Here is a 12,963-nt window from a genome sequence, read left to right as displayed (position 1 = left end):
AATAACGGGATGCGAAACACCGGCGGGGCGTTGCATTACTACATAGATAAAGATCAGCTCGCCAGCTTATGCCTTTCGGAACCCTTTTTCACGGCTTTGGTCCAGGATTTCAGTTTCTTCTGCGTCATAAAAAACTTATATGACAGGTTCGTTACGCTGCGCTTAATTCCTAAACGGTGCTCAAGATCATACCAGTCATTATTTCGGCGAAAACGCGTCGCCTTTTTTCCTGAAATATCAATGAATCGAATGCCGTTATCCGTGATCAGCACATTTTCACGACTAATATCAGAAGAGAAAGCGCATAGCCTGTGCAGGGTTGTTACACTTTTGATAATCTCATCACGATGAGCAGAAAGTTCAATTTTGGCTGAACGAAGATTATTCCCCTTTATATGCTCCATGACGATCACAGCATACTCGTTATGTTGCTTTCCGCGAGCCACCGCATAATGACAGCAGGCAACATGACAATCAGAGGCAAGCATTCTGTGCGTAATGTTAACCAGATTAAAATAAGGATCACTTTTTATTCTTGCTAAGGCTCTGTAAAAAAGTTTTTTACGTTTTTTGACTATTACCTTAACAACGTATTTTTTCAGGCCTTCCTGAATGCTAAAAACTTTGGTATCTCTGTCGCTACGAAAGATTTCGATCGCCTCAAGCTGGCCGTTAAAAAACTTATTAAGGATGGCCTGATATAAATGATTGTCATCAATTACTCGGTAACTTCTTCTGACGCGCATATTTTATATCCTTCTATTTTTAATGTTTTTTTATCTGCTTTCATGAAATGCCAGGCTGTCTGAAAAAGAGCAAGCATAAACGGAAGTTCATAAAGCTCTTCCGTAATATCCTGATAGTGTTTATTGGCAACAAATATAAAATATAAGGCTCGCTTGTGCTCAACGGTGTCAGAAATAAGAAAGCACACCAGCGCTAATGCGAAATAGAGCACAGGAAATGCCTCCGTATGGAGTTTTTGTTTTAACTCATCTCTTAAATCTTTCGAGAGCAGCATAATAATCAATGGCGCAATCCAGACGACTGAAAGCGTCCTGAAAATCCAGTGAGGATGATGAGAGAAAATGTCACGTCCCCAGCTTATGCTGCGGCCAAACAGCATCAGCCACCATTGCGCAGCCCATAGCCAGAACATACGTTTTGAATTTAAACGTTGCCATGGCTTCATATAAGCCAGCGTAAACAGGCAGCAGAATAACAACCAGACAGCCTGCGCTGATTCAATTACGTTGACCTGTAAAGCGTCGAAAAGCGAGTCGTTAAAAATACGCACGACGATGAAAATGACAGGAAGCAACAAGACAGCAAAGAAGCCCGGGTGATATGAAGTATCAAATTTCATGGAAAGGGTTTTCATATTAAACATTTGCAAAGAATTATATTTTTTTTGTAAATGCAACCCTTGCTTTTATGTGCTGTTTTGCCTTTTAGTCGATGCTTCATTAGCATTTCGTGCTGTTTAATGGACAGGTGAGACGCAAAGGGGCTTTGTTGAATAAATCGAACTTTTGCTGAGTTGAAGGATCAGATCACGCATCCTCCCGACAACACAGACCGTTCCGTGGCAAAGCAAAAGTTCAAAATCACCAACTGGCCCACCTACAACAAAGCCCTCATCAACCGTGGCTCCCTCACTTTCTGGCTGGACGATGAAGCGACTCATGCCTGGTATGAGTCGGCAACGCCTTCATCACGGGGAAGACCTCAGCGCTATTCTGACCTTGCCATCACCACCGTCCTGATGATTAAACGCCTGTTCCGGCTGACCCTGCGGGCTGCGCAGGGTTTTATTGATTCCATTTTTGCCCTGATGAACGTTCCGTTGCGCTGCCCGGATTACAGCAGTGTCAGCAAGCGGGCAAAGTCGGTTAATGTCTGTTTCAAAACACCCACCCGGGGTGAAATCGCACACCTGGTGATTGATTCCACCGGGCTGAAGGTTTTTGGTGAAGGCGAATGGAAAGTCAAAAATCACGGCAAAGAGCGCCGTCGTACCTGGCGGAAGCTGCATCTGGCCGTTGACAGCAGAACACATGAAGTCATCTGCGCGGACCTGTCTCTGAACAACGTCACGGACTCAGAAGCTTTCCCGGGTCTTATCCGGCAGACACACAGAAAAATCAGGGCAGCCGCAGCAGACGGCGCTTACGACACCCGACTCTGTCACGATGAACTGCGGCGCAAGAAAATCAGTGCCCTCATCCCGCCCCGAAAAGGAGCGGGTTACTGGCCCGTAGAGTACGCAGACCGTAACCGTGCAGTAGCGAATCAGCGGCTGACCGGGAGTAATGCCCGGTGGAAATGGACAACAGATTACAACCGTCGCTCGATAGCGGAGACGGCCATGTACAGGGTAAAGCAACTGTTCGGAGGTTCACTGACGCTGCGTGATTACGATGGTCAGGTAGCAGAGGCTTTGGGCATGGTGCGTGCGCTGAATAAAATAACGAAGGCTGGTATGCCAGAAAGCGTGCGTATTGCCTGAAAACCCGGTCAGCTACAGAGTCACTCGTCCTGAAGCTGATTTATTCAACAAAGCCGATCCGAACTATCACAGCATTTCTGAAAGATAGAAAAATTATTTTTGACAGGGTTAACATCAATAAAACCCCCGCCCCTGACATTGATTCAGTGCAGATCAAACTTTTCACAGCTGAATCAGCCTTAGTCCAAAGAGTGATACATAAGCCCACCATGCCAGTAGCTGGCAGAAAAATACACGTATTCGCTCTGTTCTGATAACGCCGAAAAGCTTCTGACATACCCATTTTGGCTAATCGATGACAAATTTTATTTCTGAAAACGGCATATCGCTAAAATTATTGGCCCTGGTACAGTGAAAGAAGAGGGCATCAGAACGACAGAGACCAAGGCCAGAAAATTCCTCGGTTGCCTTTAAAAAGTCCTGCTATTGAATTAAGAGCGGCGATAGTATCGGTTAACGTACAGCTAAAGGTATCGAAACCGTTGCCAGATGACTAAATATGCTCCATCACCAGAACTGCCAGCGTATCAGGTTCCAGCGCACGGAAAATATGTTCTTCATCACCTGGATAGCTGATGTAATCGCCCACTTCCAGTTCAACGGGTGAATCAACTGGCCCAACCAGAGCCCGGCCTTGAGTCAGAATTAAATGTTCAAACGTGTTGAGTGGATGTGGTTGCGAAAGACGTTCGGAGCCAGGCTGGATATGCAGTAAATATATATCGCGACGCGCCCCTGGCGGACACGTTGCCAGCAAAACAGCCTGATAATCTGCCTGCTTCGCGCTGACGGTGGGGCCTTCGCCACGGCGGATTATCTGCATCCTGTTTGCTACTGGCTCCATCAACCGGGCAAACGGGATGTTTAACGCTACGCATAGTGACCACAACGTTTCAATGCTGGGATTACCGTTACCCGCTTCCAGTTGCGAAAGTGTTGATTTGGCAATTCCGGCTCGGCGTGCGACTTCTGCCAACGACAAACCTGCACGCAGACGTTCGCGGGTCAGGCCGCTGGCAATAATGCTAATGGGTGTCGTCACTTTTACTCCTGTTCACTAAAATGAACATAATGTTCGTCTTGTAATACTTTTCACCGTCGTTCATTATAACGGATAAATTGTTCGTTATGAGATGAAATTGTTATGTTGCCGCAAAGAGGAATATTGGGAAAAGGCGTAGTTAAAGCCATTTTTCTGGTTTGCATTGCAGATGGCATAGTTGGCTTATCTTACGGTTCTTTAGCAATAGCTGATGGATTTCCACTTTGGGTGCCGCTGTTCTTGTCCACACTGGTCCTGGCAGGCGCATCAGAATTTTTATTTATCGGTATTGTTGCCAGTGGCGGAAGTCCTTTCACGGCGGCGGCGGCTGGATTGTTAGTGAATGCACGCCATCTTCCTTTTGGCATAGCAGTAAAAGATCTGGTCGGGCGCGGTTCGCGTGGACTGTTGGGATGCCACATTATGAACGATGAAAGCGTAGTGTTTGGCATTTCTCAGCCTCAGCCTGCGCAGCGACAAGCAGCATTTTGGCTTTGCGGTATTGGCATTGGATTGATCTGGCCGATCAGCGTTATGACCGGCGCGTGCATTGGCCAGTTTATCCCCGACATTACAATTATTGGGCTAGATGCGGTGTTTCCTGCCATTCTCATTGCTTTAATCTTCCCGGCATTGCGCCAGCGCCGCACGCATATTCCGGCATCAACCGGGGCGTTATTGTCACTGATTGCCACGCCATTTGTTCCCGCAGGTATGCCAGTACTGTTTTCGTTATTAGGTTTACTGACATGGAGAGCACGCAAATGAGCGAGAATGGGGCGATCATTGCCGGAATTGGCCTGCTGGCGGCAGGAACTTATTTAATTCGTTTTGCGGGAGTCAGGCTTGGTAATCGCTTACCAATTAGCGAGCGCACGCAAAGCCTGCTTTCAGATGCGGCAACAGTTTTGCTATTGGCCGTTGCCTCTACATCCACGCTATTTGAAGGGCAACATTTCGCTGGCATGGCACGCGTTCTGGGTGTTTTATTCGCGATCTTTCTTGCCTGGCGAAAAGCGCCGCTCATTATGATTATTATTGGGGCGGCAATGATGACGGCGATATTGCGTTATCTTGGCGTACCATAAATTCCACATAAATAGCGGGATTTTGTCGCCGGAGAAATTTATTAGGATGCAAGTCAATTAAATAATAACGAATAATCTCAGGCCTCTGAACTTATGTTTAAAACGGTTTTGGTTCTACGCACAGCTAACCTATTACGACTGTTATCGCTGGCTTTTCTCCTCTCCACAACTTCCGCTTTAGCCAGGCCTGATCTTAAACCGTTGGGCAAAAATATTGCTGATAAAGGATCTGCCTGTTATCAGTTTGAAAGTCATTTATTCACTTCGGCTGACGGAAAACGCCGCTACAAAGTATGGATCGGCATTCCTAAAAAAACTTTGCCAGCGGCGGGTTATCCGGTCCTGTATATGCTGGATGGCAACGCAGCGATGGCGCGCTTGTCAGAACCAATGCTATTGCGGATGAGCAAAGGATCACCTCCCGTGCTGGTGGCGGTCGGTTATGATACCGATCTGCCATTTGATGTGATTGCACGAAGTTACGATTACACGCCGCCGGGCGCGGAGCGGATAAATGAACCGCGGATGCGTGGTCGAAAAGGAGGCGGAAGTCATCAATTCCGACAACTTCTGCTGGAAAAAATTGTGCCTTACGTTGAGGAACGTGCGCCCAGTGATCCTCAAAAACGCGCTATCTGGGGGCATTCTTTCGGCGGCCTGTTCGTACTGGATTCCTTTTATAATACCGCATGGTTTCATGACTATTTTGCGGCTGCGCCATCATTAAGCTGGGGCAGGCAAAGGATCGTTGCGCTGGCGAAAGAGAGCGATCCGGCACATTTGCAGCACAAATCGCTTTATCTGATGGAAGGTGATGGTGTGACAGAGCAACGCAAAGGATTCGCGTCTGACCTGAAAGATGAAGAAAGTCAGCTGAATCAAATCCTCGAACAAAAGGGCGTCGATCTCCATCTGTCCCGTTACCCGGGTCAGACACATGGACAAATTTTTCCTTCATCGCTGACAGATACGCTGCGTATTATGTCAAATACAGCTCAGTGATACCTGCATCGCATCATTCGCGTTACCCGGCAATATATAGTCGGGTAATTATTAACTCAGCATGTTATGAACGGCTTCACAGCCGCAGGGCAATCAACATTCAAAACATCAGCGGACAATAAGCGAGTCGCGTTTCTTGCTGTGTCAGCGTCTCTGTGCGCTGTTGCTCAGTATTAGGGTCGTGGTAGCGGACGTTCAGGCTGGTATTACTGACGCCACGCACCAGCCGGAAACCTGTTATCGAGGTTTCTTCAGGCAACCTTCTGGCATTTCACCGCCTGTTACTGTCCGAGACTTTTTAACCCAGAGCTTTTCTCCGACTGTCGCTATGGATGCGGTAGCGATGTGCATCAGGGATAACGGCAGCGCCATGTTTCCGGACCTGACACTCAGCAGAAGCTGTCAAATATTTCACATCCATTGCGTCTTTTTTCCACTTCCCGGCCTCATTGATATTCCCGCAGGCCCACAGAGGACAGCGGTATTGGCATGGTGTGAGTGAACAGAGGGAGGCGGACCTGCCTGTAAACATTTCCACATTTTATCTGCCAAGGAAAATCTTAGCTAACACAGGCACATTCTTAAAATTAAATTGTTTATATTGCTGTAGAAGGATTTCAAAATGTAAAAAATATAAGGACTTTATGAACAAACGTACTGTGTTTTCTTATTCCGTATTGGCCGCATCCATTTTTTTAACGCTTCCTCCTGTTGTTTCAGCGGTAACACCCGATGCGCTAACGCAATCTACCAAAGCCGAGCTGGAAGCTCCTCGCCAGTTTAAACTTGAACAGCCGGGATCGCCGGGAGAACTACGTAACAAACAACAGCGTGGATTTGACCAGACGCCTTTGCAATCGACCGGATACTGGGTAAAAAAAGGGGATGTCCTCACTATTAACGCTGATTATTCTGGCAATGCATCCCCTTCACTGGAGGCATTTATAAGCGTCCCGCATGACAGGACGTACCAGTACAAGCACGCTCAGCGGCAAAAACTGAATCGTGGTTTAAATACTGTATCGGTAACGCAGGATGGCATTCTGTATATCGCTAATTTCAGTAATCCCATCCAGAGCGATATAACGATTAATTTACAGGGTGGAAGACCTTTTCCGCGTTTTATCCTGAATAAAAACAGCAAAAGCGACTGGCAGGGTATGCTGGCAGATCCGGAAATGAAAGCCTCTCCGTATGCTGAGCTGCTGAGCGACAGGATGATGATTACCTTACGTCGGGATAAGGCAGAAACCCTGATTAAGGATGGCAATCCTGTCGGTATGCTTGAAACATGGGACAAGATTGTATCCTGGGCTGAAGATCAGTATGGGCTGTCGGCCACTGAGAGCAACAGTCTGCATCGTCGTATTCCGCACCGTTTTCATTTTTTAGATGGTATACCACCTAAAGGGGTAGTGAATGATGACGCTTGTAGTGGTGCGCTGAATGCCTGGTCCTGGCGTATACAAAGTTGCACAGAGAACGGTATTAAAGCTGCGGTGAATGAGCAGACTCTGCGAAGTGATGGCTGGGGCCCCTGGCATGAGCTTGGGCATCATTTCCAGATGCAGACTCAAAAATGGGACGGCATGACCGAGGTAACCGTCAATTTAACCTCTCTCTATGTACAACGTGAGCTGGGTAATCTTCCCCGCCCTGAGGTGGCAGGAACCTGGGATAAAGCGGTCAAATACTTTGAACAAGCGCAGCGAAACTATCATGAGCAGGAGTTACACCTTAAGGCTGCTATGCTCTGGCAGTTGGATCTCACTTTCGGCAAGGATTTTTATGCGCGCTTAGGAAAAGTGTATCGTGAAATGCCGAAAAATGAGCAGCCAGCCAGCTCAGACGCCAAAATTCAGCGCTTTATTTTAGAAACCAGCCGGCTTTCAGGCTATGACCTCACACCGTTTTATGAAAAGTGGGGACTGCCGCCCGCCCAAACGACCAAAGATCACATTAAACAGTTGTCGTTGCCCTGGATGACCGATCCTATCTGGGAAAACCGTGACAGCAACATCAAATTTGATTATTCACAGGCGCAAAATGTATCAGCCCCTACGGTTACCCTAAGCCGCGCCACGATTGATGCTATCAGTACAGTTGGCACCAGTTACAGCTATAGCGTCAGCGCAACCACAAACCAACAGGATGTGACGTATAAATGGGAGAGGATCGCCGGTAACGATCGCATTACAGCCCGCACACCAGATGCTGCCAGAACGGATATTGTGATACCGGCTGGCTTAACGGACACCGAGGCTTCCTTCCGCTTAACGGCTACGAATAAAGCGGGTAAAACAGGGGAAGCGCTGATTAAGGTGACGGTCAGTGCGCCACAGGTGGTCGTCACCGGCGATCATCAAATGGAAAGCAGCAAGGCAGTGGTTTTAAAAGCGAAAGCCAATTTTGACTACAACCAGGGAAACATTCACTACCAGTGGTCCCTGAGCAAAGACGGCCACACCATCCCTGACGGAATTAGCCTGAACGGGCAAATCAAGGCCGGACTGAAAGCGGGTCATTATCTCGCCCATGTGACTGCCGAACTCTATTCAGGCCACCGTCGTGCAGAAATGAGTCACCACATTGACATTACGGGTGATGATACCGCTGACAACAATTCATGGAAGCAGGAGAAAACCTATCCAAATCCCTGTGTGAAGGTGACTTACAATGGCAAAACCTGGTTGAACGGGTGGTGGACCGTAGGGGATAAACCAGGCACGGGAGATGAATGGGCTGTGTGGCGCGAGCTGGGTGCCAAAAACATGCACGCTGCTTGTAAATAATAAAACATTTCATACCCGTTCATCCTGTCTTCGCGAAAGGCGCGTCTGATATTCTTTACTGGACTGCGCCTTTCTGAATTTACTGGAAAGTGTGAAGTGATTAACAGAGATTGCCAAATCAACAGAATGACTCTCGCGAGATTCAATTTAATTAATTGATTCTCTAGGGTTTTCTCTCTGTCGGTTTGCGCTTTCCGGAATTTTTATCCCACATAATATTGCGCCTCCCTTGATGCTTTGAAATCGACAAACATCCTGTCCGGCATGGGTATCGGTAAATCCTTCGGACGTTTAAATGCAAAAGACGCATGAAAGCGTACTTTTTGCTGTTTTTAATGGTTTGCAGTATGAAACGATCACCCGCTTGCAGTTCACGTCAGTCGCTGTGGCGATTCAGTTAGCCAGCAGAAACATACTCAACGTGATTTTGATATCGGCCTTCATCTCGCTCTCGGTGAAGGTCAGTTCTCTACATTGGGTGAAGCGCAAATCTGGCTGACTGAGCAGGCGCGGCAACAGGATTTGCTGCACTGCTCATTCCTCGCTTCACTTCATGCGTATTTTCCGCTAGCTTATAGGAAATGATCATTTCCTAAGTGAGCGAACTGTTGTCCAGACAAATCCTTGCCAAATACCGTGGTCGGCCACGCGAGTTCCAGCTCGACGAAGTACTGGATCGAGCAATGCTGGTGTTCCGTGAAAAAGGCTTCCATGCCACGTCGATGGGTGATCTCAGCGAGGCCATGCAGCTCACCACGGGCAGTATTTACAAAGCCTTCAGCGATAAACGCCAGTTATTTGCGCAGGTATTTGCACGCTATCTGTCATTGCGTAATGGCGAGCTACGCACCCGGCTGGAATCCGGCAAGACAGGTTTCGCCAGGCTTGAGGCTCTTCTGCATTTTTACGTCGATTCGGTACGAGATCTTGAAGGGAAGCGCGGCTGCCTGGTGGCGGGCAGCGCAGTGGAACTGCAGACGCTTGAGCAGGATCTTGCCGAGGCGGTAAGTGAAGCGATGACGCGCAATTTGCAAACTCTCACTTTGCTCATTCAGCAAGGACAGCAAGATGGCTCGATCAACGCTGAACTCAATGCAGATGCAACGGCCTCGCTGATGTTGTGTATCGTGCTTGGCATGCGCGTAGCAGGGAAAATTGCGCCAACACGCCCTGATGAAACTATCGTGCCGCTGGCGTTAAAAATCCTCAGCTAAAAATTTTTTCCCTAATAGGAAACGATCATTACCTAAATAATATTCAGGAGAAAGCAGATGAAAGATGTCATTGAGCACCAGCGAAACTTTGCTCTGGTTAACCATCAGCGCCTGCATTACCTCAGCGCTGGTGAGGAGAATGCTGAAACCGTGGTATTGCTGGCGGGCTTTCCGCAGAGCAGCTTCGCCTGGCGATTTGTCATTCCGAGATTAGCGGAAAAATTTCACGTGATTGCAGTCGATTTGCCGGGGCAGGGTGATTCCGACTTACCGGTCAACGGCTATGACACTGAAACCGTGGCGCAGCTGATCGTCGCGTTACTTCAACAATTGAATATCACCCGTTTCAATCTGGTGGGTCACGATATTGGCGCATGGGTCGCGTTTCCGCTGGCCGCTCAGTTTCCCGACAAGGTAATAAAGCTGGCGCTGCTGGATGCAGGTATTCCCGGTATTACATTGCCAGATGCATTGCCGATCGCGCCGGATAAAGCCTGGAAAACCTGGCACTTTGCGTTTCATATCGTCAGCGATCTGCCGGAAATGTTAATCAGCGGACGGGAATCGATTTATCTTGACTGGTTTTTGAAACGTAAAGCGAAAAACCCGGATATTTTTGATGAAAAAGTCATGGCCGAGTATTTGCGTATTTTTTGCCGCCCTGGTGCACTACGCGCCGCTTTAGCGTTTTATCGTTCGCTGGCGCAATCCGCCGAACAAAACCGCGCTCGCCTGAAAGAGGGAAAACTTACTGTTCCGCTGTTATCGGTGAGCGCCGATCAAGGATCAATCCCGGATATGGCCACGCCGTTACGCGCATTTGCCAGTCAGGTTGAAAGCTTAACCATTGCGAATAGCGGGCATTTTATTCCTGAAGAACAACCCTCACTATTAGCCGACGCGTTACAGATATTTTTTACGGCATAAAATGGCTGCGTTTTGTTCAGTAACAGAAACTGATCTCTGGCAGCGCATTATCGAATCGGCAGTTTATTTGCAGAAGCGCAGCAAAAAAGCCATTGAAAGAGGCTGCGCGTTACTGCAAAAGTGCATTCGACGGTAGGTTCATCGTCCCTGTGAGACAGGCTTCGCACAGGAAGTCGCAAACAATGCAGGGGAGATATTTCCCTGCATGTACTTGACGAATCCGCGCCCTTAAAATACAAATAGAACCTGTCAGGGGAGTCTCGCCAAAGAGACTGAGAGGCTAATAGCGCAGCGCGCGGCTAAGCGACCCTTAGAACCTGACCCAGTTGATACTGGCGTAGGAAGACTCGGATTTCATTGTTTTGAAATCCTTGCTGCAAGGGCCGTAATGTCTTGCTCCTGCTTTTCCCTTTCTTGTATCACGGGTCTTCGCTGTTAAATGACGAGGCCAAAGTGATGATCTCTCTCAATCAAACTGCTTCGCTAGCAGAGCGCGTATTATGAGCCGTTGGTCGGTACTGGGCAGCGGTGTTTCAGGATTGTGTGTCGCAACGCTGTTAGCCGAACGTGGTGAAACGGTTGATGTAATCTGCAAAGATGAATGCTGCCCGGCGTCACACTGGGCGGGCGGTATGCTTGCCCCATGGTGTGAAGCGGAAAGTGCGCCGCAAGCCGTTATCGACTGGGGACAGCATTCTGCCGCGTGGTGGGCAAAACGTGTTAATGGCGTTGAGCATAACGGCACGCTGGTGATCGCACCGCCGCGCGACAGTCAGGAGCTAACACGCTTTGCTAAAATGACCTCGGAACATCAATGGGTTGCGCCTGGCGACATTGAACCTGCGCTGGAAAATCGTTTCGCACGCGGTTTGTACTTTGCCAGTGAAGCCCATCTTAATCCCCGGCATGCGATGCAGCAGCTGCGTGAAAAACTCCTTCAGTCCGGTGTTTCTTTTCACAGCGGCAAAGCCAGCGGGCAAATTATTGACTGCCGCGGGGTCCATGCCGTTCAGGCGCAGCCCGAACTTCGGGCGGTGCGCGGCGAAATGCTGATCCTGCAAAGTAATGAGGTACAGTTTTCACGCCCGGTACGGCTGCTCCACCCTCGTTTTCCATGCTATCTGGTGCCGCGTGCGGAAGGGCGCTTCATGCTGGGCGCCACTATGGTAGAAAGTCATGATGACAGCCCCATTAGCGCTCGTGCCATGATGGAGTTGCTCAGCGCAGCCTACACCATTCATCCAGCCTTGTCTGAAGCCCGTATAGTTGAAAGCGGCACCGGTTTGCGTCCTGCTTATCGCAATAATCTGCCAGAAGTTCGCTACGAAAATGGCCTGTTTTATGTAAATGGTATGTATCGTCATGGCTTTTTGCTGGCACCGATAATGGCCGAAAAACTGATGCAGCAACTGACCCAGGAGAGTAGATAATGCGTATTCATCTCAATGGCCGCACGATTGATACTGAAGCCAGCACGCTGGCCGAACTGCTGCGTGAACAGCAAATTGATGCCAGTTGCGTTGCCAGCGCTATCAATGGCGAATTCATTCCGCGTTCGCAATATGAAATACAGAAAATCGCAGCGGGCAGCCAGTTAGAAGTGTTGTCGCCAATGCAGGGAGGATAAGTGATGTTTTATGATTTTCAGCCACAGTCGCGCTTTTTACTGGGCACCGCCGGGTATCCTTCGCCAGAAATTTTACAGCAGGCGATTAATGCTTCAGGAGCCGAGATCATTACCGTTAGCCTGCGTCGCGAAGGCAACGCGGGCGGGGCCTTTCGGGAGTTGCTTAAGCAGCTCAATAAGCGGATTTTACCGAATACCGCCGGTTGTCATACGGTCAAAGAAGCGGTTACCACGGCGCAGATGGCGCGTGAGCTGTTCAACACATCCTGGATCAAGCTGGAAGTGATTGGCCACGCTGATACGTTGCAGCCCGATCCCTTTGCGTTAGTGGAAGCCGCTCGCATTCTCTGTATGGAGGGTTTTAACGTTTTCCCCTATACCACTGAAGATCTGATTCTGGGTGAAAAGCTACTGGAAGCGGGCTGTGAACTGCTGATGCCGTGGGGAGCGCCAATTGGTTCTGGTCAGGGGCTGCGCAACATTGAAGGGCTGCGCTCAATGCGCGCGTGGTTTAAAGATATTCCACTGATTATTGATGCAGGTATTGGCGCGCCAAGCCAGGCCGCCCATGCGATGGAGTTGGGCTTTGATGGCATTTTACTGAATACCGCTGTCGCCAAAGCGGGCGATCCGGTGAGTATGGCTGGCGCCTTCGCTTCGGCAATTGATGCCGGGCTGATTGCGCAGCAGGCTGGCATGATGCAGCGGCGCGAAATGGCTGCGGCTTCTACGCCGATTTTTGGTCTGGCCCAGCTCAGCTAA

Annotated in this window: 15 protein-coding genes and 1 riboswitch; of the genes, 10 read left to right on the top strand and 5 right to left on the bottom strand. The window is 49.0% G+C overall.

Going from position 1 to position 12,963, the window contains the following annotated elements:
• Window positions 1-53: 53 nt before the first annotated feature.
• Window positions 54-746 (bottom strand): lipopolysaccharide core heptose(II) kinase RfaY, encoded by a 693-nt coding sequence (locus tag H2P46_RS17545; protein WP_193406186.1) that lies wholly within the window; start codon window positions 744-746, stop codon window positions 54-56.
• A complete protein-coding gene (locus H2P46_RS17540; protein WP_193406185.1) occupies window positions 719-1,366 on the bottom strand; it encodes a hypothetical protein in 648 nt (215 codons plus the stop codon). The genes H2P46_RS17545 and H2P46_RS17540 overlap by 28 nt, the downstream gene beginning before the upstream one ends.
• 174 nt (window positions 1,367-1,540) lie before the next feature.
• On the opposite strand from H2P46_RS17540, the gene H2P46_RS17535 reads away from it, so the two are divergent.
• Window positions 1,541-2,509, top strand: coding sequence for an IS5 family transposase (locus H2P46_RS17535; RefSeq protein WP_193403199.1), 969 nt, complete (start codon window positions 1,541-1,543; stop codon window positions 2,507-2,509).
• Between the two features lie 493 nt (window positions 2,510-3,002).
• On the opposite strand, the gene H2P46_RS17530 is transcribed toward H2P46_RS17535, so the two are convergent.
• Entirely contained in the window at window positions 3,003-3,551 is a 549-nt protein-coding gene (locus H2P46_RS17530) for a helix-turn-helix domain-containing protein (protein WP_193406184.1), read from the bottom strand.
• 102 nt (window positions 3,552-3,653) lie between these two features.
• Between H2P46_RS17530 and H2P46_RS17525 the strand changes: the two genes are divergently transcribed.
• The 3 genes from H2P46_RS17525 (at window position 3,654) to H2P46_RS17515 (ending at window position 5,641) form a co-directional block, all read left to right on the top strand.
• On the top strand, window positions 3,654-4,319 hold the full coding sequence (locus tag H2P46_RS17525; RefSeq protein ID WP_193406183.1) for an AzlC family ABC transporter permease: 666 nt from the start codon (window positions 3,654-3,656) through the stop codon (window positions 4,317-4,319).
• Window positions 4,316-4,639, top strand: coding sequence for an AzlD domain-containing protein (locus tag H2P46_RS17520; protein WP_193406182.1), 324 nt, complete (start codon window positions 4,316-4,318; stop codon window positions 4,637-4,639). The genes H2P46_RS17525 and H2P46_RS17520 overlap by 4 nt, the downstream gene beginning before the upstream one ends.
• Before the next feature lie 201 nt (window positions 4,640-4,840).
• Window positions 4,841-5,641: an alpha/beta hydrolase gene (locus tag H2P46_RS17515; protein ID WP_238939021.1), complete on the top strand. Its 801-nt coding sequence runs from the start codon at window positions 4,841-4,843 to the stop codon at window positions 5,639-5,641.
• Window positions 5,642-5,741: 100 nt separating this feature from the next.
• On the opposite strand, the gene H2P46_RS17510 is transcribed toward H2P46_RS17515, so the two are convergent.
• Entirely contained in the window at window positions 5,742-5,900 is a 159-nt protein-coding gene (locus tag H2P46_RS17510; protein WP_193406180.1) for a hypothetical protein, read from the bottom strand.
• Between the two features lie 385 nt (window positions 5,901-6,285).
• Here H2P46_RS17510 and H2P46_RS17505 point away from each other — a divergent pair, with 385 nt between their 5' ends.
• Window positions 6,286-8,433, top strand: coding sequence for a M60 family metallopeptidase (locus tag H2P46_RS17505; protein WP_193406179.1), 2,148 nt, complete (start codon window positions 6,286-6,288; stop codon window positions 8,431-8,433).
• Between the two features lie 393 nt (window positions 8,434-8,826).
• On the opposite strand, the gene H2P46_RS17500 is transcribed toward H2P46_RS17505, so the two are convergent.
• The gene (locus H2P46_RS17500; protein WP_193406178.1) at window positions 8,827-8,964 is read right to left on the bottom strand and encodes a hypothetical protein; all 138 of its coding nucleotides are present in this window, start codon (window positions 8,962-8,964) and stop codon (window positions 8,827-8,829) included.
• A gap of 65 nt (window positions 8,965-9,029) precedes the next feature.
• On the opposite strand from H2P46_RS17500, the gene H2P46_RS17495 reads away from it, so the two are divergent.
• From H2P46_RS17495 to H2P46_RS17475, 5 genes are all read left to right on the top strand, one after another.
• Window positions 9,030-9,647 (top strand): TetR/AcrR family transcriptional regulator, encoded by a 618-nt coding sequence (locus H2P46_RS17495; protein ID WP_338103652.1) that lies wholly within the window; start codon window positions 9,030-9,032, stop codon window positions 9,645-9,647.
• 57 nt (window positions 9,648-9,704) lie between these two features.
• On the top strand, window positions 9,705-10,574 hold the full coding sequence (locus tag H2P46_RS17490) for an alpha/beta fold hydrolase (protein WP_193406177.1): 870 nt from the start codon (window positions 9,705-9,707) through the stop codon (window positions 10,572-10,574).
• Window positions 10,575-10,815: 241 nt separating this feature from the next.
• A riboswitch (TPP riboswitch) is annotated at window positions 10,816-10,935 on the top strand.
• A 139-nt stretch (window positions 10,936-11,074) separates the two neighbouring features.
• Window positions 11,075-12,004 (top strand): FAD-dependent oxidoreductase, encoded by a 930-nt coding sequence (locus H2P46_RS17485; protein ID WP_193406176.1) that lies wholly within the window; start codon window positions 11,075-11,077, stop codon window positions 12,002-12,004.
• Window positions 12,004-12,201: a sulfur carrier protein ThiS gene (gene thiS / locus H2P46_RS17480; RefSeq protein ID WP_193406175.1), complete on the top strand. Its 198-nt coding sequence runs from the start codon at window positions 12,004-12,006 to the stop codon at window positions 12,199-12,201. The genes H2P46_RS17485 and thiS overlap by 1 nt, the downstream gene beginning before the upstream one ends.
• A gap of 3 nt (window positions 12,202-12,204) precedes the next feature.
• Window positions 12,205-12,963 carry a thiazole synthase gene (locus tag H2P46_RS17475; protein ID WP_193406174.1) on the top strand — a complete coding sequence of 253 codons (759 nt, stop codon included), beginning with the start codon at window positions 12,205-12,207 and terminating at the stop codon, window positions 12,961-12,963.

This window comes from Mixta mediterraneensis (assembly GCF_014946725.1).
GTDB lineage: Bacteria > Pseudomonadota > Gammaproteobacteria > Enterobacterales > Enterobacteriaceae > Pantoea > Pantoea mediterraneensis.
The sequence above is the reverse complement of the archived record's forward strand: the minus strand, read 5'-3'. Positions and strand labels throughout refer to the sequence as shown.